Annotated in this window: 27 protein-coding genes and 1 pseudogene; 6 read left to right on the top strand and 22 right to left on the bottom strand. The window is 64.4% G+C overall.

Annotated elements, in window-relative coordinates:
- The first annotated feature begins 90 nt into the window (after positions 1 to 90).
- On the top strand, positions 91 to 603 hold the full coding sequence (locus LZ016_RS01750; RefSeq protein WP_241445435.1) for an MAPEG family protein: 513 nt from the start codon (positions 91 to 93) through the stop codon (positions 601 to 603).
- Here LZ016_RS01750 and nadA read toward each other — a convergent pair whose 3' ends face one another.
- The 10 genes from nadA to LZ016_RS01700 form a co-directional block, all read right to left on the bottom strand.
- Entirely contained in the window at positions 604 to 1,629 is a 1,026-nt protein-coding gene (gene nadA / locus LZ016_RS01745; RefSeq protein WP_241447422.1) for a quinolinate synthase NadA, read from the bottom strand. It lies immediately after the preceding gene.
- Positions 1,630 to 1,641: 12 nt separating this feature from the next.
- Complete coding sequence (locus LZ016_RS01740) at positions 1,642 to 2,361, bottom strand: DUF4230 domain-containing protein (protein ID WP_241445433.1); 720 nt, start codon at positions 2,359 to 2,361, stop codon at positions 1,642 to 1,644.
- Positions 2,343 to 3,191 carry an MBL fold metallo-hydrolase gene (locus tag LZ016_RS01735; protein WP_241445432.1) on the bottom strand — a complete coding sequence of 283 codons (849 nt, stop codon included), beginning with the start codon at positions 3,189 to 3,191 and terminating at the stop codon, positions 2,343 to 2,345. The genes LZ016_RS01740 and LZ016_RS01735 overlap by 19 nt, the downstream gene beginning before the upstream one ends.
- A 45-nt stretch (positions 3,192 to 3,236) precedes the next feature.
- Positions 3,237 to 4,496 carry a glycosyltransferase gene (locus tag LZ016_RS01730; protein ID WP_241445431.1) on the bottom strand — a complete coding sequence of 420 codons (1,260 nt, stop codon included), beginning with the start codon at positions 4,494 to 4,496 and terminating at the stop codon, positions 3,237 to 3,239.
- A 240-nt stretch (positions 4,497 to 4,736) separates the two neighbouring features.
- Entirely contained in the window at positions 4,737 to 5,066 is a 330-nt protein-coding gene (gene grxD, locus LZ016_RS01725; protein ID WP_241445430.1) for a Grx4 family monothiol glutaredoxin, read from the bottom strand.
- 2 nt (positions 5,067 to 5,068) lie between these two features.
- A complete protein-coding gene (locus LZ016_RS01720; protein WP_241445429.1) occupies positions 5,069 to 5,308 on the bottom strand; it encodes a BolA family protein in 240 nt (79 codons plus the stop codon).
- A 1-nt stretch (position 5,309) separates the two neighbouring features.
- Positions 5,310 to 5,645: a DUF1476 domain-containing protein gene (locus LZ016_RS01715; RefSeq protein WP_241445428.1), complete on the bottom strand. Its 336-nt coding sequence runs from the start codon at positions 5,643 to 5,645 to the stop codon at positions 5,310 to 5,312.
- 75 nt (positions 5,646 to 5,720) lie between these two features.
- A complete protein-coding gene (locus LZ016_RS01710; RefSeq protein ID WP_241445427.1) occupies positions 5,721 to 6,719 on the bottom strand; it encodes an NADPH:quinone oxidoreductase family protein in 999 nt (332 codons plus the stop codon).
- Between the two features lie 9 nt (positions 6,720 to 6,728).
- Positions 6,729 to 7,385 carry a CoA transferase subunit B gene (locus LZ016_RS01705; RefSeq protein WP_241445426.1) on the bottom strand — a complete coding sequence of 219 codons (657 nt, stop codon included), beginning with the start codon at positions 7,383 to 7,385 and terminating at the stop codon, positions 6,729 to 6,731.
- Positions 7,385 to 8,092 carry a CoA transferase subunit A gene (locus LZ016_RS01700; protein WP_241445424.1) on the bottom strand — a complete coding sequence of 236 codons (708 nt, stop codon included), beginning with the start codon at positions 8,090 to 8,092 and terminating at the stop codon, positions 7,385 to 7,387. Before LZ016_RS01700 ends, LZ016_RS01705 begins: the two co-directional genes overlap by 1 nt.
- A 141-nt stretch (positions 8,093 to 8,233) precedes the next feature.
- On the opposite strand from LZ016_RS01700, the gene LZ016_RS01695 reads away from it, so the two are divergent.
- A complete protein-coding gene (locus LZ016_RS01695) occupies positions 8,234 to 8,593 on the top strand; it encodes a bleomycin resistance protein (RefSeq protein WP_241445423.1) in 360 nt (119 codons plus the stop codon).
- Here LZ016_RS01695 and LZ016_RS01690 read toward each other — a convergent pair.
- The 3 genes from LZ016_RS01690 to LZ016_RS01680 form a co-directional block, all read right to left on the bottom strand.
- Positions 8,590 to 9,057, bottom strand: coding sequence for a GlcG/HbpS family heme-binding protein (locus LZ016_RS01690; RefSeq protein ID WP_241445421.1), 468 nt, complete (start codon positions 9,055 to 9,057; stop codon positions 8,590 to 8,592). The two genes, LZ016_RS01695 and LZ016_RS01690, sit on opposite strands and share 4 nt — an antisense overlap.
- Before the next feature lie 10 nt (positions 9,058 to 9,067).
- Positions 9,068 to 9,709 (bottom strand): glutathione S-transferase family protein, encoded by a 642-nt coding sequence (locus LZ016_RS01685; RefSeq protein WP_241445419.1) that lies wholly within the window; start codon positions 9,707 to 9,709, stop codon positions 9,068 to 9,070.
- Positions 9,710 to 9,792: 83 nt separating this feature from the next.
- Complete coding sequence (locus LZ016_RS01680; RefSeq protein ID WP_241447421.1) at positions 9,793 to 10,101, bottom strand: SCP2 sterol-binding domain-containing protein; 309 nt, start codon at positions 10,099 to 10,101, stop codon at positions 9,793 to 9,795.
- 73 nt (positions 10,102 to 10,174) lie between these two features.
- Here LZ016_RS01680 and LZ016_RS01675 point away from each other — a divergent pair, with 73 nt between their 5' ends.
- A complete protein-coding gene (locus tag LZ016_RS01675; protein WP_241445418.1) occupies positions 10,175 to 11,602 on the top strand; it encodes an NAD-dependent succinate-semialdehyde dehydrogenase in 1,428 nt (475 codons plus the stop codon).
- A gap of 10 nt (positions 11,603 to 11,612) precedes the next feature.
- Here LZ016_RS01675 and LZ016_RS01670 read toward each other — a convergent pair whose 3' ends face one another.
- The 6 genes from LZ016_RS01670 to ppk2 form a co-directional block, all read right to left on the bottom strand.
- A complete protein-coding gene (locus tag LZ016_RS01670) occupies positions 11,613 to 12,221 on the bottom strand; it encodes a L,D-transpeptidase (protein WP_241445417.1) in 609 nt (202 codons plus the stop codon).
- 70 nt (positions 12,222 to 12,291) lie between these two features.
- Positions 12,292 to 12,774 (bottom strand): peptide-methionine (R)-S-oxide reductase MsrB, encoded by a 483-nt coding sequence (gene msrB / locus LZ016_RS01665; protein WP_241445415.1) that lies wholly within the window; start codon positions 12,772 to 12,774, stop codon positions 12,292 to 12,294.
- 19 nt (positions 12,775 to 12,793) lie between these two features.
- The gene (locus tag LZ016_RS01660) at positions 12,794 to 13,705 is read right to left on the bottom strand and encodes an alpha/beta fold hydrolase (protein ID WP_241445413.1); all 912 of its coding nucleotides are present in this window, start codon (positions 13,703 to 13,705) and stop codon (positions 12,794 to 12,796) included.
- A 68-nt stretch (positions 13,706 to 13,773) separates the two neighbouring features.
- A complete protein-coding gene (locus LZ016_RS01655; RefSeq protein ID WP_241445411.1) occupies positions 13,774 to 14,193 on the bottom strand; it encodes a cupin domain-containing protein in 420 nt (139 codons plus the stop codon).
- A 58-nt stretch (positions 14,194 to 14,251) separates the two neighbouring features.
- Positions 14,252 to 15,652, bottom strand: coding sequence for an epoxide hydrolase family protein (locus tag LZ016_RS01650; protein ID WP_241445409.1), 1,401 nt, complete (start codon positions 15,650 to 15,652; stop codon positions 14,252 to 14,254).
- A 204-nt stretch (positions 15,653 to 15,856) separates the two neighbouring features.
- Positions 15,857 to 16,756 carry a polyphosphate kinase 2 gene (ppk2, locus tag LZ016_RS01645; protein ID WP_241445407.1) on the bottom strand — a complete coding sequence of 300 codons (900 nt, stop codon included), beginning with the start codon at positions 16,754 to 16,756 and terminating at the stop codon, positions 15,857 to 15,859.
- A gap of 78 nt (positions 16,757 to 16,834) precedes the next feature.
- On the opposite strand from ppk2, the gene LZ016_RS01640 reads away from it, so the two are divergent.
- A complete protein-coding gene (locus LZ016_RS01640) occupies positions 16,835 to 18,496 on the top strand; it encodes a thiamine pyrophosphate-binding protein (protein ID WP_241445405.1) in 1,662 nt (553 codons plus the stop codon).
- Positions 18,497 to 18,782: 286 nt separating this feature from the next.
- Here the strand turns inward: LZ016_RS01640 and LZ016_RS01635 are convergent, their stop codons facing one another.
- Together LZ016_RS01635 and LZ016_RS01630 are read right to left on the bottom strand one after the other, a co-directional pair.
- Positions 18,783 to 20,105, bottom strand: a complete 1,323-nt coding sequence (locus tag LZ016_RS01635) for an erythromycin esterase family protein (RefSeq protein WP_241445403.1) — start codon at positions 20,103 to 20,105, stop codon at positions 18,783 to 18,785.
- Entirely contained in the window at positions 20,095 to 20,748 is a 654-nt protein-coding gene (locus tag LZ016_RS01630) for a protein-L-isoaspartate(D-aspartate) O-methyltransferase (RefSeq protein WP_241445400.1), read from the bottom strand. The genes LZ016_RS01635 and LZ016_RS01630 overlap by 11 nt, the downstream gene beginning before the upstream one ends.
- 46 nt (positions 20,749 to 20,794) lie before the next feature.
- Between LZ016_RS01630 and LZ016_RS01625 the strand changes: the two genes are divergently transcribed.
- On the top strand, positions 20,795 to 21,601 hold the full coding sequence (locus tag LZ016_RS01625; RefSeq protein WP_241445398.1) for a class I SAM-dependent methyltransferase: 807 nt from the start codon (positions 20,795 to 20,797) through the stop codon (positions 21,599 to 21,601).
- On the opposite strand, the pseudogene thiS reads toward LZ016_RS01625, so the two are convergent.
- Positions 21,594 to 22,603 (bottom strand): annotated as a pseudogene (gene thiS / locus LZ016_RS01620) (sulfur carrier protein ThiS). The gene LZ016_RS01625 and the pseudogene thiS overlap by 8 nt on opposite strands.
- 131 nt (positions 22,604 to 22,734) lie before the next feature.
- On the opposite strand from thiS, the gene accB reads away from it, so the two are divergent.
- A complete protein-coding gene (gene accB / locus LZ016_RS01610; protein ID WP_241445392.1) occupies positions 22,735 to 23,256 on the top strand; it encodes an acetyl-CoA carboxylase biotin carboxyl carrier protein in 522 nt (173 codons plus the stop codon).
- Positions 23,257 to 23,259 lie beyond the last annotated feature (3 nt).

The raw sequence follows: 23,259 nt of genomic DNA, 5'->3' as shown, positions 1-23,259 counted from the left end.
GTTGTCCTCTGGAGACGTCTCGTTGCGGGTTAACCCAGCGTAAACGGGAGAGCGCTGCGACTGCCAAGCTCGACGCTGAAAGGGGGATGCATGACCGAGGATCAGAGAACGGTAGCGGTCGGAGCCGCCAGCGGCATCCTGCTCATGGCTGCGCTTGTCTGGACGCCCTCGCACGCGATTTCGCAGCCTGGCGTTGCCGACACCAACGGCGACCGCCTCGCTTATGCGTTCCGTTGGCTCGTGGTCGCGGTCCTGCCGCTGTTCGCCATGCTGGTCGCGGTGGGGAACGAGCGCTTCCTGAGCGAGGCGATCGACCCGACGCTGGGCAAGGAAAGCCAGAAGATGGTCGTGAACGGCCGCGTCGCCGACAACACGCTGCAGCAGTTCGTCTGCTTCCTCGTTGGCGTTGCGGCCGTCGCGGTCAGTGTGCCGATCGCATGGCTGAGCATCATTCCCGCGCTGGCGATCACCTTCGTGATCTGCCGGATGATCTTCTGGATCGGCTACCGCATTCACCCGCTCTACCGAGCGCCGGGTTTCTCCTCGACGGCTTACATGAACCTCTTCATGTACATCGGGGTGCTGTGGATGAGGCTCGCCTGATCAGTCGCCGCTGATCGCTGGGTCGATCTGCTCGGGTACGATGGGCTTGCCGACGTCCCCCTGCCCCACCGTCCGGCCCGCCATCTCCAGCATGCGTTCCAGCGGGACGCGGGCGCGGTCCATGATCTCCGGCGACAGCTCGATCCGCGGTTGCAGGTCGCGCAGCGCGACGTAGAGCTTCTCGAGCGTGTTGAGCGCCATGTACGGGCACATGTTGCAGTTGCAGTTCCCGTCGCCGCCCGGGACGCCGATGAACGTCTTGTGCGGCGCCGCCTTCTCCATCTGGTGGATGATGTGCGGCTCGGTCGCGACGAGAATGGTGTTCGCGGGCGAACTCAGCGCGAAGTCGAGGATGGCTTTGGTCGACCCGACGAGATCCGCATGGTCGATGATATGCGGCGGGCATTCGGGATGCGCCGCAACCGGCGCGTCGGGATGCTCGGCCTTGAGCTTCAGAAGCTCGGTCTCGCTGAAGGCCTGGTGGACGATGCAGATGCCGGGCCAGAGCAGCATGTCGCGATCGAACTTGCGCGCGAGATAGCCCCCAAGGTGCCGGTCGGGTCCGAAGATGATCTTCTGGTCCTTCGGGATCTGGTCGAGGATGATGTGCGCGCTGCTGCTTGTAACGATGATGTCGCTCAGCGCTTTCACCGCCGCCGAGCAGTTGATGTACGTCAGCGCGATATGGTCCGGGTGCGCAGCACGGAAGGCGGCAAACTGGTCGGGCGGACAACTGTCCTCCAGCGAGCAGCCGGCATCCATGTCGGGCAGGATCACGGTCTTCTGCGGCGACAGGATCTTCGCCGTCTCGGCCATGAAGCGCACGCCGCAGAAAGCGATCACATCAGCGTCGGTCGCGGCGGCCTTACGGGAAAGATCGAGGCTGTCGCCGACGAAGTCCGCGAGGTCTTGGATCTCCGGCTTCTGATAGTAATGCGCGAGGATTACCGCGTTCCGCTCGCGCTTCAGGCGATCGATCTCCGCCAGAAGATCTAGCCCGCGTAAATCGTTGGTCTGAACCGTCATCACCTGCCGCCCCTAACGCGAATCCTGGGCGCGCCTGCGCTCCGCCTCTGCGATCGCCTCGTTATATGGTGTCGACACGTCGAGGTAGGAAGTCTCGTCGGTGCCTTCCGTTGGGAATTTCGCGACCACCTTTGCGTCCTTGAAGCCGGCGGCCAGCAGCGGCATCGCGAAGCTGCGCTGAACGGCCTGACGCGCCGCCTCGCGCGCCAGCCGCATCGGCACCGCACCGGACGCCTGCTTGCGAAGGTCGGAGACGGCTTTCGCGCGGTTGGCCTGGTCCAGTTGCTGGTCCGCATTGGTCAGCGACGAGAGCACTCCGCTTTCGCCATATTCCTGCGCCGCGCTCAGATCGACTTCGGGGCCGGCAAGCTCCACCTCTGGAAGTTGCACGCGCAACGTGTGCGACGAGGCGTCCCACGTCACGTCTTCCGGCTGCAGCTTCGACAAATCGAGCTCGTAGCGAACGTCGCCGGGCAGGATGAGCGTCCGCTTGGCATCGAAGCCGAACCTGCTGGTCGTCGACGTCGTCACCGAAACGTAACGCGCGACGAAGGCGATCAGCCGGTTCTGCGCGCGCATGGACTCGAGGCTCGCGCTGGCGATTGTCTTCGGGTTTGGGCCGCCGAAAATGCGATCGACGACGCCGCTCGTCATTCCGAGCAACACGCCGAGGATCAGCGCGACGATGATCGCGCCGATGGCGAGGGGCTTGTTCAGGCGGCTTTCGACCATTGCTGTTCTTCCCGCACAACGAGCCCGCGGCGCTCAAGGTCCAGAAGGTGCGCAAGGACCGATCCGCCAGCCGCCGTCACCAGCCGTGGATCGAGCCCGGGATAAGCGTTGGCGACAATGTCCGGAATGTCGCGCGGCTGCTCCCCGACCAAGCGGAGGATCTGCTTCTCGCGCTGCATCCGGTGACCCAGCAGGCCGCGTACGTACTGCTGCGGGTTGGTCACCGCCGGGCCATGCGCCGGATAGTAGACGCGGTCCTGCCGCTGTCGGAGCTTGTCCAGGCTCGCCATGTAGGCCGCCATTTCTCCGTCGGGCGGGACGACGACAGTCGTCGACCATCCCATGACGTGATCGCCGGTGAAGAGTGCATCGCCGTAGGCGAAGCAGAGATGATTGGACGTGTGACCGGGCGTAGCGACAGCCCTTACGGAGCGTCCGCCGATTTCGACGCTGTCACCGTCAGCCAGAACGCGGTCGGGGGTGTAATCGCCGTCGAAGGCGGCGTCGGCGCGAGGGCCGACCGCCTCCAGCGCAAGCGGCGCGCAGCCGATGATCGGCGCTCCCGTCAGGTTCGCGAGGGGCTGCGCGGCGGGGCTGTGGTCCCGGTGCGTGTGCGTGCACATGATAGCGACGAGCCGGCGTCCGGCGATCGCGTGGACCAGTGCTTCGATGTGCTCGGGAAGGTCGGGACCGGGATCGATGACGGCTACCTCGGTCTCACCGACGAGGTAGCTTTGGGTTCCGTAGTAAGTGAAGGCCGAAGGATTGTGCGCGAGCAGACGGGCAATACCGGGCTCTAGCGTCTCTAGCTTGGCGTACAGGGCGTCCACGGCCGGCCTGTGCCATGGTCGCCCGGACTTGGCAAAATGGGTGGTCTATTCGGCTGGAACGAGGACGCCGCGCGAGGACGTTTGCGGGGCAGAAAGCCGGCGGAGGCTCTCGGCGAAGGCCTTGCGGTACACGCTACCGAACAGCGCCTCCATGCTGCTGTCCCATCCGTACTGGCGCGCTTCTGCCTGGGCGACTTCGGCCATGGTGGCGCGATCGGAATTCCATACCGACAAGATATTGGCGGCCATGGCGTCGCTGTCGTCCACGGGACCGAGCCGGCCAATCGCGCTCGTAACGCGGTCGATCATCGCGCCCGCGGCAACTCCGACGACGGGGAGGCCCGAAGCCTGCGCTTCAACAATCGAAACGCCGAACGTCTCGTCGGCCATGCCGGAGACGTAGATGTCGGCGCTGGCCAGCCAGCGCGTGAGCTCCTGGCGATCCTTGACGAAACCGGGCGTGGCGATGCGGTCGTCGCCCAGCGCGGCGATCTGCTCGCGCAGCGGGCCTTCACCCAGCAACACCAGCTTCGCGCCGAGCTCGCGAGGAAGCTTGCGGAAAGCGTCCACCACGATCTGCGGCTTCTTCTCGATATCCAGCCGGCCGACGTAGATCAGCAGCGGCTTGCCGTCCTCGACGCCCAGCGCCTGGCGCACGCGCGGGTCGCGGCGGCTCGGGCTGAAATCTCCGAGCTCCACGCCAAGCGGGACGATGCCCACATCGTAGACGCCGTACGACCTGAGCTTCGTTGCGCCGCCGTTTTCGCTGAGCGCAAACACCGCGTCGAACTTGCGATAGAGCGCGCCACAGTAATTGTAGCAGATGCGGCCCGCTGCCCCGGCCAGCGTCGATCCCATCACCTTCGAGAACGGCCGCTCCACATAGACCGTCGGGAAATCGGTGAAATAGCCTGCAACCAAGGCCGTGTGGGGATCGCGCTTGCGATAGCCGATCGCCGCCCAGGGCAGATTATAGCTGTCCTGGCACTCGATGAGGTCGGGCGCGAACCGGTCCAGAACCGCGCGGACCGCGCCGTTGCGGAGCAGCAAGCGATAATGGGGGCTGCCGGGCACGTGCGGCGAGCGGATCGTCGCCGTGATCGCTCGGCCGTCCTCGGTGATCGTGTCCTCGGCGCCCGGGACGATCAGCAGATGCCGATGCGGAGTCCGCTCGAGAATGTGCCGCCGCTTGTGACGAAGATAGGTGCCGACGCCGCCACCGACCTCGGACCAGCTCTGCGTGACGTCGCAGATCAGCCGCTCCGATGCGAGCGGGCTCATGAAATCGGCGTCATCGCGGCTCATAGAGCAGCCAAACCCTGTGGCGCGCACAAAGTGCCATCAGCCGTACGGCTGTGATCCTGTCGGCACTTTTTACACATTCGAGTTGATGCCTTCATCCCCGCTCACAAAAAATAGCAGTTTTCTGCCGTTTCTTCGAATTGGCACGCCCATTGCTATATTATGAGCGTCCACTTGGTCCCACGCCAACGAAAGGGACGGTGTTAGCGGTCTTCTGGTCCCGCGCACCGTCCCTTTTTGTTTCTAGGCTCCCGTTTCCGAAGCAGGCGCTCCGACCAACTGCTGAAGCTCGCCGCTCTGGAACATCTCCAACATGATGTCGGACCCACCGACGAACTCCCCGTTCACATAGAGCTGGGGAATGGTCGGCCAATCGGAATATTCCTTGATGCCCTGGCGGATCTCCGGATCCTGAAGCACATCGACGCTTTCGAACGGCGTACCGAGATGTTCGAGGATGGTGATGGCCCGACTGGAGAAGCCGCATTGCGGGAAGAGCGGCGTGCCCTTCATGAACAGCACGATCTGATTGTTCTTCACGATCTCGTCGATGCGGCTGTTGGCATCGCTCATAGTCACTCTCCTGAGGGCGCGGCAGTCTCAAGCTGCAGCGCATGCAATTCTCCGCCCATTCGGCCGCCCAACGCGCGATAGACCAGCTGATGCTGCCTGACGCGGGGCATACCGGCAAAGGCGCGACTCACCACTCGAGCCGCATAATGATCGCCATCACCCGCCAGATCCCTGATTGTAACGTCTGCGTCGGGGATTGCTTCGCGGATCAGCCGCTCTATTTCACTTGCGGCCATTGGCATTTCAGGCCGCTCCGCCCTGCGCCTCGATCAGCTGGCGCTTGGCCTCGACGGCCTTGAACTTCAGCGTCTGGCGAATCTCGCTCTCGTCGACATCGACGCCGGCTGACGTGAGGTCGCCAAGCACCTTGCGGATAACGTCCTCGTCGCCCGCTTCCTCGAAATCGGCGCGGATCACGTCCTTCGAATAGGATTCCGTCTCGACCTCGGAGAGGCCCATCTTGCGGGCCGCCCATTCGCCCAGCAGCCGGTTGCGGCGGGCGATGAAGCGGAACTTCATTTCTTCGTCGTGAGCGAACTTGGTTTCAAACGCGCGCTCGCGGTCGTCGAACGTACTCATCGGCGTCCTTTGCTTGTTTGCGGCGCGAGATAGGGCCCTCACGCCTTGGGCGCAACGCAGCAGGCGAAGATGCGCCTAATCTATGGTGACCACGAGCTTCCCGATCACGCGCCTTTCAGACATGGCCGCAATCGATTCGCCCGCGCGCTCCAGCGGATAGACGCCGCTGATCTTCGGAGCGATCGCGCCTTGCCCCCAAAGCTTGAACAAGGCTTCGACGTGAGCCCCGTTCCGCTGCGGATCGCGAGCCGCGAACGCTCCCCAGAACACGCCACAAACGTCGCAACTCTTCAGCAGCGTCAGGTTCAGCGGAAGCTTGGCGATTCCTGCCGGGAAGCCGACGACAAGGAAGCGGCCTTCCCATGCGATGCTCCGAAGCGCGGCCTCGGTGTAATCCCCGCCGACAGGATCATAGATGACGTTCGCGCCGGCCGGTCCGACGGCGTCCTTGAACAGCTGGGCGAGGGCCTTCTGTCCATCGCGGTCGAAGGGTCCTGCCGGGTAGACGACGGCGTCGTCTGCCCCGGCGTCGCGCGCCGCCTGCGCTTTTTCTTCCGACGATACGGCCGCGATGACGCGAGCCTCGAACGCCTTGCCGAGCTCCACCGCGGCGAGGCCGACGCCGCCAGCTGCACCGAGGACCAGCAAAGTCTGCCCCGCCTCCAGCTTTCCGCGATCAAGCAGCGCGTGGATCGACGTCGCATAAGTCAGCAGCAGGGCCGCCCCTTCCTCGAAGCTGCGCTCCTCCGGCAGACGGTATGCCGCGCGCGCGGGGACCAGGATCTTTTCGGCCAGGCCGCCGAAGCCGGTCACCGCGATGACGCGATCGCCGATGGCCCAGCCTTCGACGTTTTCGCCGACGGCCTCGATCTCGCCCGCGATCTCACCGCCCGGCGAGAACGGCCGCGGCGGCTTCAGCTGGTACTTGTCCTCGATGATGAGCACGTCGGGATAATTGATCGCCCCCGCACGCACGCGGACGAGAAGCTCTCCGCGTTCAGGTTGCGGATCGGGCACTTCCTCCAGCCGCAGCGTCTCCGGTCCACCGGGTTCGTGCGAGAGGAGAGCCTTCATGAGTGCGCCTTACTGAACGAAGTTCGCGGTCGTCTTCTCGCGCACTTCTTCGGCGGTCACGCCCGGCGCCAGCTCGATCAGCTCGAACGGGCTGTCGAGGTCCGGCCGGTGGAACACGGCGAGGTCGGTGATGATCATGTCCACGACGTTCTTGCCGGTCAGCGGAAGCGTGCATTCAGGGATGAACTTCGGATCGCCGTTTTTGGACGTGTGCTCCATGACGACGATGATCTTCTTCACGCCGGCGACGAGGTCCATCGCGCCGCCCATGCCCTTGATCATCTTGCCGGGGATCATCCAATTGGCGATGTCGCCCTTCTCGCTGACTTCCATCGCGCCGAGCACGGTCAAGTCGATGTGCCCGCCGCGGATCATCGCGAAGCTGGCCGCGCTGTCGAAATAGCTCGACGACGGGAGCTCGCTGATCGTCTGCTTGCCCGCGTTGATGAGGTCGGGATCGACTTCGTCATCGTAGGGGAACGGCCCGATGCCGAGCATGCCGTTCTCGCTCTGCAGCGTGACGGTCATGCCTTCCGGAATGTTGTTCGCAACCAGCGTCGGAATGCCGATGCCCAGGTTCACGTAATAGCCGTCGCGCAGCTCCTTCGCGGCGCGCGCAGCCATCTGATCGCGGGTCCAGCCCTTCGTCTCAACTGCAGTCGCCATTATGCCGCCTCCCGCTGACGAACCGTCCTGAACTCGATCTTCTTGTCGTACGGCGTCCCGAGGATCATCCTCTTTACGTAAATCGACGGCAGATGGATGCTGTCCGGATCGAGCGAGCCGATCGGCACGATCTCCTCCACCTCGGCAATGCAGATCTTTCCGCTGGTTGCCGCCGGCTGGTTGAAGTTGCGGGCGGTCTTGCGGAAGATCAGGTTCCCGCTCTCGTCCGCCTTCCAGCCTTTGACGATGCTGAGATCGGCGCGAATGCCGCGCTCCAGCACGTACGTCTCGCCGTCGAACTCCTTGGTTTCCTTGCCCTCGGCCACGACCGTTCCGACGCCCGTCTTCGTATAGAAACCGGCGATGCCGGCACCACCCGCGCGCATGCGCTCGGCCAGCGTGCCCTGCGGCGTGAATTCGACCTCCAGCTCGCCGGCCAGGTACTGCCGCTCGAACTCCTTGTTCTCGCCGACGTAGGACGAGATCATCTTCTTCACCTGCTTGGTGCGCAGGAGCTTGCCGAGACCTTCATTGTCGATGCCGGCATTGTTCGAAGCGACGGTGAGGTTCTTGACGCCGCTCGCTTGGATGGCGTCGATCAGCCGCTCGGGGATCCCGCACAGGCCGAACCCGCCCGCCGCAATGGTCATTCCATCGAAAAGCAGCCCGTCGAGCGCGTCTTCCGCGCGGGGATAAATCTTCTGCACTTCTGCCCTCCTGATCAGCTGGCGCTATCGAAAGTTGAACCGGCTTTCAACTTGGCCGAGCCGGGCGCAATTTCTGCGAGCGGCAATAGAAGAGCGCCCGCTTTCGCTCAAGCGATGCTAAGGCTGAAAACGGAGGTGCGAATGCCCGATCATGCCACGCCGAACCTGCCTTCGCGCGATTTCCAGGCGACCGCGGACTTCTACGGGCAACTCGGCTTCACCGAACGTTATCGCGACCAGGGATGGATGATCCTGGAACGTGGCGGGTTGAAGCTGGAATTCTTCCCCTTCCCCGACCTCGATCCGGCGGGAAGCTCGTTCGGAAGCTGCCTGCGGGTCGACGACCTCGATGCACTTTACGCGGCGTTTGAGGCCGCCGGCGTGCCCGAAGTGCAAAACGGCATTCCCAGGATCGTCGCTCCGCGCACGGAGCATTGGGGCGGTCGCGTGGGCTTCATGGTCGATCCTGACGGGTCGCTGCTGCGGCTGGTCCAGAACTAGCGCGCGCGACTGCTCCTCAAGCCCGCGGCGGCGATACCGGCTTCGGCACAAGCGGCGTCGTCGATCGGCGCTTCACCGGACACACCCACCCCGCCAATGCGCGCCTTTCCCTCGGCGGACCAGACCGGAACCCCGCCGGGCACCGCCACCACGTGCGGTGCATTTACGAAACCCGGCGTTTCCTTCGCGGACTGCTCCATCTGCGCTGTCGGGAAGCCCCAGGCAGCGACCGCCTCGGCTTTCGCCAGCGAGAAATCGAAGATGCCGCTGCCGTTCCCGTCCATCCGGAGCGCCGCGACGAGATGACCGCCCGCGTCCACGACCGCGATAGCGTGGCTCTGCTTTTTCGCGGCCGCATGTGCGGTACATCCCGCGATGATCGCTTGAGCGGCGCGAGCGTCAAGAATCTGCGCCGAAGCAGGGGTAGAAAGCAGGACGGTGAGACCCACGAACGCTTTCCCCATGACCTCTCTCCTATGCGGGCCGGAACTCCTCGGCCTTCAGTCCCTCGGCATCCAGCACCCGTTGCACCGCCGGTCGCTCGAGCACCTGATCGTTGAGCCCCGCCCAGGCCGGATACTGACCCATGTCTAGCCCGATCCGCCTCCCCCATCGGAAGAACGTCAGCGCATAGCTGTCTGCGGCGGTGAAACGCCCCTCGACAAGCCAGCTTTCGCCTGAGCGCTGCTCGATTTCTGCGAAATGCTTCTCGAGCGCCTTACGCCCGCCTGCTTCGAGGGCCGGCCACACGCTTTCATCATCCGTGAAGCGGCTGCCGCGCCAGATCTCCGCGAAGGCGATGTGGACCGTGGACGCGAACCAGCCGAGTAGCTCGTTGGTCTTGGCGGCCGCGAACGGATCGTCGCGGGGCACCGAGCCGGGCGCTTCGAAGACGTCCGCGACCAGGTTCAGGATGGCGATATTCTCGGTGACGATGCCGTGCCCGTTCGCGAGCACCGGAACGCGTGCATGCGGGTTGATGGCGAGATAATCCGGCTTCAAATGCTCGCCTTGGGCAAGCATCACCCGCACAGCTTCATATTCCCCGCCGGATTCCTCCAGCGCGATGTGCGTCACGAGCGAGCAGGCGCCCGGCGAGTAGAATAGCTTCAGCATTCATCCCTCCCTGACGGCGGTCATTGTCCGCGAGAGGACCGTCCCTGCCAAATGAAACGGCGGAGGCTGCCGATAAGATCGGCTTATCGCAGCTTGGCGAGCACGCCCTGCAGCTGCATCGCGTTGGACATGTCGCCTTCGATGCGCAGCTTGCCCGTCATGAACGCCGTCATGCCGTCGAGCTGGCCCGAGGCCATCTGCTGCCAGTCGTCCCATGTGACCTTGATCGTGGTGTCTGCGGCGTTCGCGTCCGAAGCGATGTCGCTGACCTGCTGGCCCGCGCCGTCGAGCAGGATGGCGCCATGGTCGCCGCCGAAGTCGATCTTCACCTTCTTGCCCGGAACCCAGGCCTGACCTTCCTGCATGCGCTGAACCAGTTCCTGCTTCGTCATCACTGCTTTCTCCCTTATCAGTAAGGCCTACCTTGCCGTTGAACCGGCATCAAGGCGGGCCTATCTGCCGGCCATGGGATACGAAACCGACCTCAAGCTCTTTATCGACGGCGTCTGGAAAAGCGGTGAAGGCCGCGAGGCCCACACGGTCGTCAATCCGGTCAACGCCAGCGGCATTGCGGAGGTGCCCTTTGCAACCAAGGCCGATCTCGACGAGGCGCTCGAAGCCTCCAACCGCGCCTGGCCGGAATGGCGAGCGACGGATGTCGAGAAGCGTGGCGCGATCCTCCACAAGGCGGCGGCGCTCCTTCGTGAGCGCGCGGACCAGATCGCTGCGACGCTGACGCAGGAACAGGGCAAGATCCTGTTCGAAGCGAAGTCGGAAGTCGTCGCCTCCGCCCAGCTGTTCGACTGGTACGCCGAGGACGCGAAGCGCGATTATGGTCGCACGCTCGTTCGCCCGGCTGGACAAGTCTCCCGCGTGATCCGCCAGCCGGTAGGTCCGACCGCGACGTTCACGCCGTGGAACTTCCCGATCTATCTGCTCGCGAAGAAGGTCAGCGCCGCGCTCGCCGCGGGCTGCACCGTCATTTCCCGTCCGCCGCACGAGACGCCAGGCGTCGCGACCGAGCTGTTCCGTGCGCTTGCCGATGCCGGCATTCCCAATGGCGTCGCGCAGCTCGTGCACGGGGACGCGGACCTCATCAGCCGCACGCTCATCGGCAGCCGCGTCATCCGCAAGGTGAGCTTCACCGGCTCGACCGCCGTCGGCAAGCATCTGATGAAGCTCTGCGCCGACAGCATGACGCGAGTCACGATGGAGCTTGGAGGTCATGCGCCGGTGCTGATCTTCGATGACTGCGACCTTGAAAAGACGCTCGACATGGTCGTGCCGCAGAAGTTCCGGAATGCCGGCCAGGTCTGCGTTTCGCCCACCCGTTTCTACGTTCAAAGCGGCATCTACGACGCCTTCATCAAAGGCTTCGCCGAGCGCACCGCCAAGGTGACGGTCGGCAACGGGCTAGAAGCGGAAACGAAGATGGGCCCGCTCGCCAATGGCCGCCGCCCCGACGCAATCGAGGCGCTGGTGCAGGACGCCAAGGCCAAGGGCGCTCGCGTCCTTGCCGGCGGCGAACGCGGCGACCAGGGCTTCTTCTTCCAGCCGACGCTTCTCGCCGACGTGCCGAACGAGGCCGAGATCATGAACGAGGAGCCGTTCGGCCCCGTCGCCGTCTCGCGCCCCTTCGACACGTTCGAGGAAGTGATCGAGCAGGCGAACCGCCTCCCCTTCGGCCTCGCGGCCTTCGCCTTCACCGAAAACGGCCGACGCGCGAACCTCATCGGCGATCTCGTCGAGAGCGGCATGGTGGGCATCAACACTTTCGCCCTTTCCGCAGCCGACGCGCCGTTCGGCGGCGTGAAGGACTCCGGCTTCGGATCGGAAGGCGGCAAGGAGGGCCTGGAGAGCTACCAGGTGGTCAAGGCGATCCACCAGGCCTGAGCTTCGGCGTCTACTGCACCCGGTAACCGGGGAACGTGGACGCCAGCGACCTCTTCTCGGGCAGGATGTAAACGACACCGCCGTGCGACGTGAACAGCGGGCGCACGACATTCTCGTAGAACATAGGCGAGATGTTGATGCAGCCGTAGGTGATGCGGTTGTCCGCCGGCGTTTCCGAACGCAGCCGCTCGACGCGGTGCTCCTGCGGATGGTTGGTAATCACCGGATGCAGCGCCACCGCGCCCGGAATGTCGATCCACAGGACCCGCCCGAGCCCGTTCGACGGCCCGATGATCGCTACGTAGCGGCCGGCCGGCGTGGTGCGCTCGCTCGGCTTGATGTCCGACAGCTCGCGGTCGCCGATGCCGACGACTTCATGGTCCCCGCGCGTGGATCCGACGAGCGCCGGCGTAGAGCCCATGAAGCGGCCCGTCCGGTCGTAGACGAAAATCTCCGCACCGACCTTGTCGATGATCATGAACGGCCTTCCGCGGGCGTCACCCGTACTCGCGACCCAGCCGATGACCTGCGACGCCTTTGCCGACGGCATTTGCGCCATGACCGGAGAGGCGGCGCAGACTGCCAGGAACGCACAGGCTGGAGGACCGGCGAAACGCATGGCGCCTCTCCGCCAGTCTTCGACCCGCGAGGAAATACCAAGAAGTACCGAGGCTTGGTCGCTCGCAGCCTTATTCGAGCGGTTCGCCCTCCGGCGCACCCCGGCCCAGCTTGTCAGGCAGCGGTTCGCCGTTCGGGGTGAACTCCAGCGACACGGAGTTGATGCAGTAGCGCTCGCCGGTCGGCGGGGGGCCGTCCGGGAAGACGTGGCCTTGGTGTGACCCGCAGCGCGCGCAGACGATCTCCGTCCGGACCATGCCGTAGCTCGTGTCGCGGATGTACTCGAGGTGGTCGGCCGAGAACGGCTGCGTGAAGCTCGGCCAGCCGGTGCCGCTCTCGAACTTCGAACCGCCCTTGAACAAGGGCAGGCCGCAGAGCCGGCAGGTATACACACCCGGCCGCTTCTCATCGAGGAAGACGCCGCAGAACGGCGCTTCGGTGCCATGCTCCAGCAGCACGTGGCGCTCCTGATCGCTCAGGTCCGCCTCGACGTCGCGGAGCTGTTCCTCCGTCGGTGGTGTCAGGTCGAATTGGATCGTGGCAGTGTCGTTCATGGCTGCTTCCTTCAGGGGGTCAGGCCTTGCTCAAATCCATAACGGCTCGGGCGAAGTCTCGTGGCGCTTCCTGCGGCAGGTTGTGCCCGATGCCGCCGGTGAGGTTCCGATGCTCGTACTTGCCGGTGAACTTCGCGCGATAAGCCGCGGGCGGCGGATGGGGCGCGCCGTTTGCGTCGCCCTCCATCGTGATCGTCGGGACGGAGATCGTGGGACCGACAGCAAGACGCTTCTCCATGTCGTCATACTTCGCCTCGCCTTCAACCAGTCCGAGCCGCCAGCGGTAGTTATGGATGACGATCGCCACATGGTCCGGATTGTCGAAGGACGTCGCCGACCGGTCGTACGTCGCATCGGTGACCTTCCATTGCGGCGAGGCAAGGCGCCAGATCAGCTTGTTGAAGTCGTGCCGGTTCTTCTCATAGCCGAGCTTCCCGCGATCGGTCGCGAAGTAGAATTGGTACCACCATTGATATTCGGCGTCGGGCGGAAGCGGCTGCTTCCCCGCCTGCTGGCTGCCGATCAGATAGCCGCTCACGGCGACAAGTCCGCGCACGCGTTCGGGCCAAAGCGCCGCAACGATATCGGCAGTTCGAGCACCCCAATCGAACCCCGCGAGCAGAGCGCGCTCGATCTGGAGCGCGTCAAGAAGCGCCACGGCATCCATCGCGAGCGCCGCCGGCTGGCCGTTGCGCATCGTATCCGCGGACAGGAATTTCGTCGCTCCATAGCCGCGTAGGAACGGAGCGATGGCTCGATAGCCGCTGGCCGCAAGGATGGGCATGACTTCGTCGAAAGCGTGGATGTCGTAGGGCCAGCCGTGCAGCAGCAGGACGGGAACGCCATCCGCCGGCCCAGCTTCCGCATAGGCCACGTCGAGAACCCCCGCGCGGACCTGCCGAAACGCACCAAGGCTCGCAGCTTGCGCCATCCTCAGTCCTCCCAATTGCGTGGCGGCAAGTGCCGCCGCCGCGCCGCCACAGAAGGTCCGGCGGTCCGTCACTTGACGGGCACGACGAGCTGCTTGCCCTTTTCCACCACGTAGGTGGCAAGCTCGGACGCGTCCTGGAGGCCGACGTTGGCGACGGAATGGATCGTGCCTGCAGGAATGAAGAGCACGTCCCCTTCTTTCAACGTCACGCGGGGCTGTCGGTCGAGGCGATATTCGAGCGTGCCTTTGAGGACGTAGACGATCTCCTCACCCGGATGCATGTGACGCGGCGCCTCCGCTCCGGGCGCAAAATCGACGCGGACCTGCACGACCTCGCGGCCCGGAACATTCAGGTCGTTGCGCTGCAGAACGGTACGCGAGACGCCTGTAGCCTCCTGTTGCGAGGGAGCCTGAGGCGCGGGTGGCCGGGGTGGCGCGGCCTGGAGCTGAGCCGCCGCTAGCGCAGCAACAGCGAACATCGAACACATCACTCGTCTCCTTACGCGGGCACGGGCGGCGCCGTTGGACGCCGCCCGCATAGCTTCGTCAACGCAAAGAGCGGAAGCCTTCGCGAAGATCATCCACCAGCGCTTCCGGGTTCTCCCAAGCCGCGAAGTGAGCGCCCTTCGGGTGCTTCTTGTAATAGATCAGCTTGGGGTAGGCCTTTTCCGCCCAGCTCTTCGGAATCGGCGCGATCTCCTCCGGGAACGCACTGACGACGGCCGGGACCTTCACGCCCTTCGGCCCGAAGAAAGCGTTCTTGTTCTCCCAATAGAGCCGGGCTGACGATACCGCCGTGTTCGTCAGCCAGTAGAGCGTGATGTTGTCGAGGATATCGTCGCGGGTCAGCCCTTCCTGACCGCCGTTGAACAGGTTCACGATCTGCCGATACGTCCAGATATCGTGATCAATGATCCAGGCCGCGAGCCCGGTGGGAGAATCCGCGAGCCCGTAGAGCGTCTGAGGACGGTTCCCCATCTCGTTCGCGTAGCCGAGCCCGTGCGCGTAGAAGAAAGCGACATGGTCGTATGCCTGCTTCTCCTCGTCGCTCAGGCCGGCCGGCGCCGGCTTCCCGGCAATGGCAGCAGCATCGATGTCCGGCGGAATGGCGGCCGCCATATTGTTCGCGATGCCAAGCAGGCCGGGAGGCGCCGCCGCACCCAGAAGGTCCGTGACCATGGACCCCCAGTCGCCGCCTTGCGCAACATAGCGGTCATAGCCGAGGCGCTTCATCAGCACGTCCCAGGCCTTGGCCGTCCGCTCCGGACCCCAGCCCGCCGCGCTCGGCTTGCCTGAGAAGCCGTATCCTGGGAGCGACGGGATCACGACATCGAACGCGTCCGCAGCCGTTCCTCCGTGTGCTGTCGGGTTTGTCAGCGGCTCGATGATCTTCAACTGCTCGATGATCGAGCCTGGCCAGCCGTGCGTGACGATCAGCGGCAGCGCATTCGGGTGCTTCGACCTCACCTGAATGAAGTGGATGTCGAGGCCGTCGATGTTGGTGACGAAGTTCGGATAGGAATTGATCTTCGCCTCGATGCGACGCCAGTCGTGGTGGTTGGCCCAATAGTCCGCCAGCTTCTGCATCGTCGCGAGGTTCACGCCCTGCGTGTCGTCGGCGACGGTTTCCCGCTCCGGCCACTTCGTTGCCTTGATGCGGCGCTTGAGGTCGGCGAGCTCCTCGTCGGTTGCGTGATATTTGAACGGCCGGATCGACGTGTCGCCAGCGGGAGCGGCTTCGGTCGCGGCCAGGAACGGGGTGCCGGCGGTGCCGGCGGTGGGCGAACTGACGGAGGCCGCCTGCGTCAGCGTCTCGGCCGGCGCCGGAGTCGATGGGGGGGTGGACTGCGCGTTAGCCGCGCTCAGCGGAAGTAGAACTCCCACCGTGCCGAACACGGTGGACGTGAGAAAATGACGCCTCGCGAGCAATGGATGCAGTCCGAGCATATTCGGATCTCCTTTGGGGGTGAGGACGCACAGCGCACCGGCGGGCCGCTCGACCACAGGTGCGGGCCGCAGCTCCGGGAAAGGCCGAACATGATCCAGCGCTACCCGGCGATGTTCGACTCGTTCGCGGAGAAGGCGCTCTGTATCAACAGCAATTGTTGGATGGGAGCGCTCGACTCGGACCGCCGAGATTATTCCAGCGACCTAATAGACCTGAGGAACCAAACGCACCTTCTTCAAGTCCAGCTTGTCGTCATAACGATCCTTCTTCGAGCGCTTGGGCAGGTCCGGCTTATGGCGCTTCACCTTCTCGTACGGGATCAGCGAGAGGATGTGCCGGATGCCGTTTAGGCGGGCGCGCTTCTTGTCGTCGCTATGGAGCACGTGCCACGGCGCAGCCTTGTGGCTGCTCGCCTCGAACATCGCATCGCGAGCGCGCGAATAATCATACCAGCGTGAGTAGGACTTGATATCCATCGGGCTGAGCTTCCACTGCCTCAGCGGATCCTCGATGCGCGCACGGAAACGACGCTCCTGCTCGTCAGGCCCAACTTCTAGCCAGAGCTTGATGAGCATGATTCCCTGTTCGACGAGCCACTGCTCGAACTTCGGGACATTGGCGAGGAAACCTTCGACATCCTCCTCGCTGGCGTAGCCCATGACGCGCTCTACGCCGGCGCGATTGTACCAGCTGCGGTCGAAGATCACGATTTCTCCAGCCGCCGGGAAATGCTCGATGTAGCGTTGCAGGAACAGCTTGGAGCGCTCGCGCTCGGTGGGAGCGCTTAGAGCGACGACGCGGAATGTGCGCGGGCTGACCCTCTCCGTCAGGCGGCGAATCAGGCCGCCCTTTCCCGCCGTGTCCCTACCTTCGAAAGCGATCACGATGCGAGCACCGGTGTGCCGTACCCAGTCCTGGAGATGACACAGCTCGACCTGCAGCTTCTCCATCTCGGCCTCATAATCCTTCCGAGACAGCTTCTCGTTCTGGCCATTGCCCTTGCCGTTGCCGTTCTTCGACTTCTTCTTCGAAGCCTTTTCGAACACTTGCTTTTCGACGTTCATGGGAGCCTCCGCGCCACTGCTGATTGCACGTTTCAGCATGCCGCGATCCATCGGGTGTTGACCTGAGAGGCGGACAGGTTGGTGACGAGACGGGCGGTTCCCGCTAACGCGCGCCGCATGACAAAGCGCACCGGCGGCCGGATTCTCGTCGACCAGCTCAGGATCCAGGGCTGCGACCGCATTTTCACTGTCCCCGGCGAGAGCTTCCTCGCCGTCCTCGACGCTCTCCACGACACCCCCGAGATCGACTTGACCGTCTGCCGCCAGGAAGGCGGAGTCGCCTACATGGCCGATGCCGACGGCAAGATGACCGGCCGCCCGGGCGTCGCCTTCGTGACGCGCGGTCCCGGCGCGACCAACGCCAGCGCGGGCGTGCACGTAGCGTTCCAGGACTCGACGCCGATGATCCTGTTCATCGGTGACGTGGCCCGCGGCGACCGCGACCGCGAAGGCTTCCAGGAGATCGACTTCCCGGCTTTCTTCGGACCGATCGCGAAATGGGCTGCGCGCATTGAGGATGCGCGCCGCATCCCCGAGTACATATACCGCGCTTACCGAGTCGCCACAGCCGGCCGTCCGGGCCCGGTCGTGCTCGCGCTTCCAGAGGACATGCTGACCGACGAGGTCGAGGCGCTGGACCGCCCGCGCGTCCCGCCGGTGAACGAGGAACCCGATCCCGGTGCCGTGGGCGCACTGTTCGAGCTGCTCAAGGATGCCGCCGCGCCGATCGCCATCGTCGGCGGCGCCGACTGGAGCCCTCGTGCGGCGCATCATTTCGCCAATTTTGCCTTCCGCCACGGCATTCCCGTTGCAGCGGCTTTTCGCCGGCAGGACGCCATTCCGAACAGCTGCGGCGTCTATGCCGGTCAGCTTGGCTATGGGCCGAACCCTAAGCTGCAGCAGCGCATCCGCGAGGCCGACCTGATCCTAGCGGCGGGTCCGCGGCTTGGAGAGGCGACGACGGACGGCTTCACGCTCATCACGCCGGACCATGCCGGGCAGATCCTGGTCCACGTTCACCCCGATCCGAACGAGCTCGGCCACATCTTCCACGCGGACCTGCCGATCTGCGCGGACATGGGCGAATTCTCCGAGATGGTGGACGAGTGGAACGACCCCGACCTCATCCGTTTTTCGTGCGGCGAGGACGCGCACAAGGAATGGCTCGAGTGGTCCGAGCCCAAGCCACGCGACGGCGTGAAGCTCGACCTAGGCCCGTGCGTCGCGACGATGCGCGAGAAGCTTCCGGAGAACACCATCGTCTGCAACGGTGCCGGCAATTTCTCCGGCTGGTGGCACCGTTACTGGCGTTACGGCTGCCTTCCGACGCAGCTCGCGCCGACGAGCGGCACGATGGGTTACGGCCTGCCTGCCGCAGTCGCCGCAGCGATCCGCTTCCGCGACCGGCCGGTCGTCTGCGTCGCCGGCGACGGCGATTTCCTGATGAATGGGCAGGAGCTCGCAACCGCCGCACAGCATGGCGCGGACCTGCTGGTGATCCTTGTCGACAATGGCGCCTACGGCACCATTCGCATGCATCAGGAGCGCGAGTATCCGGAGCGCATTTCGGGAACGCAGCTAAGCAACCCCGACTTCGCTGCGCTCGCCCGGGCGTTTGGCGGCTGGGCGGAGACGGTGGAGACCACTGCGGACTTCGCCCCTGCACTCGACCGCGCTCTCGGCCAAAAGGGCATCCGCCTCCTGCACTGCAAGACGGACGTCGAGCAAATCACCAACGCGACGACGATCTCGACCCTTCGAAAGAAGGCGAACGCCTAGGCTCCGTCCTCTTCGCTCAGGAGCAGCTCGTTGTGTGCTGCCGGGCAACGAGCGGCAACAGCCTTCCGGGGCAGATGCTTTTCGGCGGGAGCGGGCTTGCCGAGTTCGATGATGGCCGGCTTGCCCAGTTCCTGGAGCAACCGATCGAGATCCTGGAAACTGCCAGGCGACTTCGGACTCTTACGCGACACCACTACAACAACGAACGAGTCCGGCAGTTTAGTTCACGGCTCGCCCGGAATTGGCTCCACCTCGGGGCAATCGAGACAGTCGGGACAGGACGGAACTAAAGGCCGAAGGGATAGGTCTCGTCTTCGCCAGAACGCTGCTCGCCAGGAAGTGGCATAACTGCAATCGTCTCGTCGAACCAGACCCAAGCGTCGAACTGCTTTGGCAGAACGCATTCGGAATAATGGCTCCAGCGCTCCGTATCCGGCCGATAGATCACGCCGATGAAGCGCTCCAGTCGCTCCTCGCCTAGCGCTTCGTTCAGCTCGCGGCCGATCTCCTCCGGTCGCAGGTCGAGCAGGAACCGATCGAGGCCGGTATCGTGCGACATCCGCTCGTGACTGTCTTCCAGTGACGGCCTGACGCGCTTGACCTGCATCGGCATGTCCCAGTCGTCGGCGGCGGCGACCGTGCCGGTGTGCGTACCGAAGCCGATCAGACGCGTCTTGGCGTCGAACCTTTCCTTGCACAGCTGGCCGATGCTCAGCTCGCCGCGGCGCTTGCCCATGTCGGTGTGCGCCGCATTGCCGATATGGCTGTTGTGCGCCCAGACGATCGCCTTTGAACGCGGGCCCTTTGCATCGAGAAGCTGGTTCAGAGTCTCGAACATGTGCGTGTCGCGCAGATTCCAGCTCTCCTCCGCGCCTTCGTACATGACGCGGTAGTAGGCCTCGGCATTCTTCACGAGCCGCGCATTGCTCGCCGCGTCCAGCCACTCGTCGCACTCGGCTGAAAGGCAGTCGAGACTACGCTTCATCAGGTCGCGCATCATGTCTGCGACCGGCTCCTGGCAGCGCGCATATCCTTCGAACAGCGCCATGCGTCCGTACGTGGCGGGATGGTCCGCCCACGGCTCCAGGCACGAATAGCGACGGCGCGCGATCTTGGCGGCTTCCGGATCCTCCTTTTCGAGGAAGTCGATGATCGCGCGCATCGAAGCGTTGAGATTGTAGAGGTCGAGGCCGAAGAAGCCCGCCATATGCTCGTAGGGCCGGGCGCCATTGTGGCTGCGCAGCCAGCGAATGAAGGCGTCGACTTCAACGTTGCGCCACATCCATGTCGGGAAGCGCTCGAACGCGCGGTCCTCGCCCTCCCTCGGCTCGCGGTGACGGACGTAGCGATCAATGGTCGCGGCGTCGGGCCAATCGGCCTCCACCGCGACGATGTTGAAGCCGTGACGCTCGATCAGCCGCTTCGAGATGGCGGCGCGGGCGCGGTAGAACTCGCTAGTGCCGTGGCTTGCCTCGCCGAGCAGCACCACACGCGCATCGCCGAAGCGGTCGAACAGCGCAGCGAATTCAGGATCGTCGATGTCCGGAAACGGCTCGGCCGCGCGCCGGATGAGATCGGGCAGAAGCTCGAGTTCCGTATCAACCGTCACGCCATCCCTCCTCACCAATGAGGGGAACGAAGCGCACCTCTCCGAGGTCCGACTGCTGAAGGCGCCCGTCCTCCGCCTTGGTCACTTTGACGAGATGCTGGACCCAATTCGGATTGCCGATCGGCATCACGAGCCTGCCGCCGGGAGCGAGCTGGTCGACGAGCGGCTTGGGGACATGGCTTCCGCTCGCCGCTGCAAGGATCGCGTCGAAGGGCGCTTCCTCCGGGCACCCCCGCGTTCCGTCGCCCTCAATGATAATGACGTTGCTGAAGTCGAGCCTGTCGAGGCGTTCACGAGCGACTTGCACTAGATTGTGCTGGCGCTCGATGCCGATGACCGTGTCGGCCATCCGGCTCATCACCGCCGCCGCGTAGCCGGAACCCGCGCCCACCTCGAGCACGCGATCGCCGCGCCCGATCTCGGCGGCTTCGATCATCAACGCGACGATGTACGGCTGGCTGATGGTCTGCCCCGCTTCGATTGGCAACGGACGGTCCTCGTAGGCCGCCTCGGCATAGCTCGCCGAGACGAACGCCTCGCGAGGAACCGCCCGGAAAGCTTCGAGAATCCGCGGATCCGCGATTCCGCGCAACTCGATCTGCCGGCGGATCATGCGTTCGCGAAGATCTGCGAAATCGGGCATAATGGCCGCTTGGACCAACAACCGTCCAAGCCTTGGGGGCGTTCCAATGTCTGATGTCGACACGGCATTCACCGGGTCCGTGCCCGCTATTTACGACCACCTGCTCGGGCCGCTGCTGTTCGAGCCTTACGCGGAAGAGATTGGTCGGCGAGTCCGGTCCCTGTCGCCTGGCCATGTGCTCGAAACCGCGGCCGGCACGGGAATCGTGACCGAGACGCTGCATCAGGCCCTCCCTGATGCGGATATCATCGCGACTGACCTCAACCCCGCGATGCTCGATGTCGCGGCGCAGCGCGTGCGATCCGAAAAGGTCAGCTTCGAGCCCGCCGACGCTCAGCACCTGCGGTTCGCCGACGGCACGTTCGACCTCGTCGTCTGCCAGTTTGGCGTGATGTTCTTTCCGGACAAGGTGAAGGGCAATTCGGAAGCCCACCGGGTTCTTCGCGATGGCGGACAGTACATCGCTGTCATTTGGGACCGGCTGGACCGAAACCCCGTGTCTCAGCTCGTGCACGATGCGGTCGCCAAGCTGTTCCCCAATGACCCACCGCAATTCCTCGCAAGGACGCCGTTCGGCTATTCGGATCCGGACACCATCGACCGCGACCTGCGCGCGGCCGGATTTCGCCACGTCGACATCGATACGGTGGAGCTGAAGAGCCTCGAAACGAGCCCTCGAGACGCAGCGCTTGGGCTGGTCACAGGTTGTCCGCTGCGTGCAGAAATTGAAGAGCGTGACGCGTCGGCCCTGGATCAGGCCGTGCAGGCGGCGGAACAGGCGCTGAAGTCTCTCGACGGATCGACCGGTTTCGACTCGCGCCTTTCGGCGCACGTGGTGACGGCGATTAAATAAGCCCCGCGAGAGGGCTGCTCGGGTCGGCATAGCGGCGCTTCTGCATCCGTCCGGCGAGATAGGCGAGGCGCCCAGCCTCCACAGCCGCTTTCATTGAACGCGCCATCATCACCGGGTCCTTCGCCTCTGCGATGGCCGTGTTCATCAGAACTCCGTCGCAGCCGAGCTCCATCGCCTGGGCTGCGTCGCTGGCAGTGCCAACGCCCGCATCGACCAGCACCGGCACATTCGCGCCCTCCACGATCAGGCGGATGGTCACGCGGTTCTGGATGCCGAGACCCGAGCCGATCGGCGCGCCCAGCGGCATGATCGCCACCGCGCCGGCTTCCTCAAGCTGCTTCGCGCCGATCGGATCGTCGACGCAGTAAACCATCGGCTCAAAGCCCTCTTTCACGAGGACCTCGGTCGCACGCAGCGTCTCGCGCATGTCGGGGTAGAGCGTCTTCGCCTCGCCCAGCACTTCGAGCTTCACAAGGTTCCAGCCGCCCGCCTCGCGCGCCAGCCGCAACGTGCGGATGGCATCATCAGCCGTAAAGCATCCCGCCGTGTTCGGTAGGTAGGTGATCTTCTTCGGATCGATGAAGTCCGTGAGCATGGGCTCGTTCGGATTCGAGATGTTCACGCGCCGCACGGCGACGGTGACGATCTCTGCCCCCGACGCCTCGACCGCCGCCGCATTCTCCTCGAGGCTCTTGTACTTGCCGGTGCCGACGATCAGCCGCGAGTGGAAGGTTCGGCCGGCAACCGTCCAGGTGTCCGCCTGGACAGGGCTCTGGACGTTCATCAGCCGCCTCCTACGAAGCGGACGATCTCGAAATCGTCGCCGTCCTCCACCTGCACGTCGGCGAGGGTCGAGCGCGGCACGACTTCGAGGTTGCGCTCTACCGCCACACGCTGCGGATCGAATCCGATCTCGCGCACCAGTTCGGCGATGCTCATTCCGCCTTCTACGCGGCGATGTTCGCCGTTGATGCGGATTTGAAGGGTTCCGTCGATCGTCATGAGTATGAGGCAGATAAGAAGCTGGCGCGTTCAGCGCAAACGCTAGCCACAAAGTCTTATACTGGACGCAAGCGCCGGAGGCGGTAAGGAGCGGCGCAAACCTGCCATTGTGTGGCATTTAGGGGATGGAAATGGCCGAAACCGGCAAGGGTGGCGTAGACAAGGCCGCCAACAAGCCTGGCTCCATGCGTATCGACACCGCGCTCGTGCGCGAGTTGGCTGAGCTTCTGAGCGCCAACGAGCTCACCGAAATCGAGGTCGAGGACGGCGATCGCAAGATCAAGGTTCGCCGGGACCTGGCACCCTTCGTTGCCGCTGCGGCGTCCTACGCGCCGCCCGCCGCTTCAGCCGCTCCAGCGCTCAGCGCGCCGCCGATGCACGCCAAGGAAGACGTCGGCCAGGCACCAGAGGAAATCAGCGGCGAGGCCGTGAAGTCGCCGATGGTCGGCACCTGCTATCTCTCGCCCGAGCCGGGCGCGAAGCCGTTCATCACCGTCGGCCAGTCGGTGAAGGTCGGCGACACGCTCTGCATCATCGAGGCGATGAAGGTGATGAACCCGATCACCGCGGCCAAGGGCGGCGTCATCAAGCAGCTGATGGTGAGCGACGGCCAGCCTGTGGAGTTCGACCAGCCTTTGGTGGTGCTGGGCTAAACA

This window comes from Sphingomonas telluris, assembly GCF_022568775.1.
In the GTDB taxonomy this organism is placed as follows: domain Bacteria; phylum Pseudomonadota; class Alphaproteobacteria; order Sphingomonadales; family Sphingomonadaceae; genus Sphingomicrobium; species Sphingomicrobium telluris.
Note: the sequence above shows the minus strand (reverse complement) of the source record. Positions and strands in the feature narration are given on the sequence as shown.

Excerpts from the sequence above, each read along its gene's own strand:
- LZ016_RS01710 (WP_241445427.1), bottom strand. The coding sequence starts at position 6,719 with ATGAAGGCTCTCCTCTCGCACGAACCCGGTGGACCGGAGACGCTGCGG.
- LZ016_RS01630 (WP_241445400.1), bottom strand. The coding sequence starts at position 20,748 with ATGCCCGATTTCGCAGATCTTCGCGAACGCATGATCCGCCGGCAGATC.
- msrB (WP_241445415.1), bottom strand. The coding sequence starts at position 12,774 with ATGAACGACACTGCCACGATCCAATTCGACCTGACACCACCGACGGAG.
- LZ016_RS01680 (WP_241447421.1), bottom strand. The coding sequence starts at position 10,101 with ATGACGAAGCAGGAACTGGTTCAGCGCATGCAGGAAGGTCAGGCCTGG.
- LZ016_RS01750 (WP_241445435.1), top strand. The coding sequence starts at position 91 with ATGACCGAGGATCAGAGAACGGTAGCGGTCGGAGCCGCCAGCGGCATC.
- ppk2 (WP_241445407.1), bottom strand. The coding sequence starts at position 16,756 with ATGCTGAAACGTGCAATCAGCAGTGGCGCGGAGGCTCCCATGAACGTC.
- LZ016_RS01625 (WP_241445398.1), top strand. The coding sequence starts at position 20,795 with ATGTCTGATGTCGACACGGCATTCACCGGGTCCGTGCCCGCTATTTAC.
- LZ016_RS01690 (WP_241445421.1), bottom strand. The coding sequence starts at position 9,057 with ATGGGGAAAGCGTTCGTGGGTCTCACCGTCCTGCTTTCTACCCCTGCT.
- grxD (WP_241445430.1), bottom strand. The coding sequence starts at position 5,066 with ATGAGCGATGCCAACAGCCGCATCGACGAGATCGTGAAGAACAATCAG.
- LZ016_RS01660 (WP_241445413.1), bottom strand. The coding sequence starts at position 13,705 with ATGGCGCAAGCTGCGAGCCTTGGTGCGTTTCGGCAGGTCCGCGCGGGG.
- LZ016_RS01640 (WP_241445405.1), top strand. The coding sequence starts at position 16,835 with ATGACAAAGCGCACCGGCGGCCGGATTCTCGTCGACCAGCTCAGGATC.
- nadA (WP_241447422.1), bottom strand. The coding sequence starts at position 1,629 with ATGACGGTTCAGACCAACGATTTACGCGGGCTAGATCTTCTGGCGGAG.
- LZ016_RS01695 (WP_241445423.1), top strand. The coding sequence starts at position 8,234 with ATGCCCGATCATGCCACGCCGAACCTGCCTTCGCGCGATTTCCAGGCG.
- LZ016_RS01655 (WP_241445411.1), bottom strand. The coding sequence starts at position 14,193 with ATGTGTTCGATGTTCGCTGTTGCTGCGCTAGCGGCGGCTCAGCTCCAG.
- LZ016_RS01705 (WP_241445426.1), bottom strand. The coding sequence starts at position 7,385 with ATGGCGACTGCAGTTGAGACGAAGGGCTGGACCCGCGATCAGATGGCT.
- LZ016_RS01730 (WP_241445431.1), bottom strand. The coding sequence starts at position 4,496 with ATGAGCCGCGATGACGCCGATTTCATGAGCCCGCTCGCATCGGAGCGG.
- LZ016_RS01675 (WP_241445418.1), top strand. The coding sequence starts at position 10,175 with ATGGGATACGAAACCGACCTCAAGCTCTTTATCGACGGCGTCTGGAAA.
- LZ016_RS01715 (WP_241445428.1), bottom strand. The coding sequence starts at position 5,645 with ATGAGTACGTTCGACGACCGCGAGCGCGCGTTTGAAACCAAGTTCGCT.
- LZ016_RS01740 (WP_241445433.1), bottom strand. The coding sequence starts at position 2,361 with ATGGTCGAAAGCCGCCTGAACAAGCCCCTCGCCATCGGCGCGATCATC.
- LZ016_RS01685 (WP_241445419.1), bottom strand. The coding sequence starts at position 9,709 with ATGCTGAAGCTATTCTACTCGCCGGGCGCCTGCTCGCTCGTGACGCAC.
- LZ016_RS01670 (WP_241445417.1), bottom strand. The coding sequence starts at position 12,221 with ATGCGTTTCGCCGGTCCTCCAGCCTGTGCGTTCCTGGCAGTCTGCGCC.
- LZ016_RS01650 (WP_241445409.1), bottom strand. The coding sequence starts at position 15,652 with ATGCTCGGACTGCATCCATTGCTCGCGAGGCGTCATTTTCTCACGTCC.
- LZ016_RS01720 (WP_241445429.1), bottom strand. The coding sequence starts at position 5,308 with ATGCCAATGGCCGCAAGTGAAATAGAGCGGCTGATCCGCGAAGCAATC.
- accB (WP_241445392.1), top strand. The coding sequence starts at position 22,735 with ATGGCCGAAACCGGCAAGGGTGGCGTAGACAAGGCCGCCAACAAGCCT.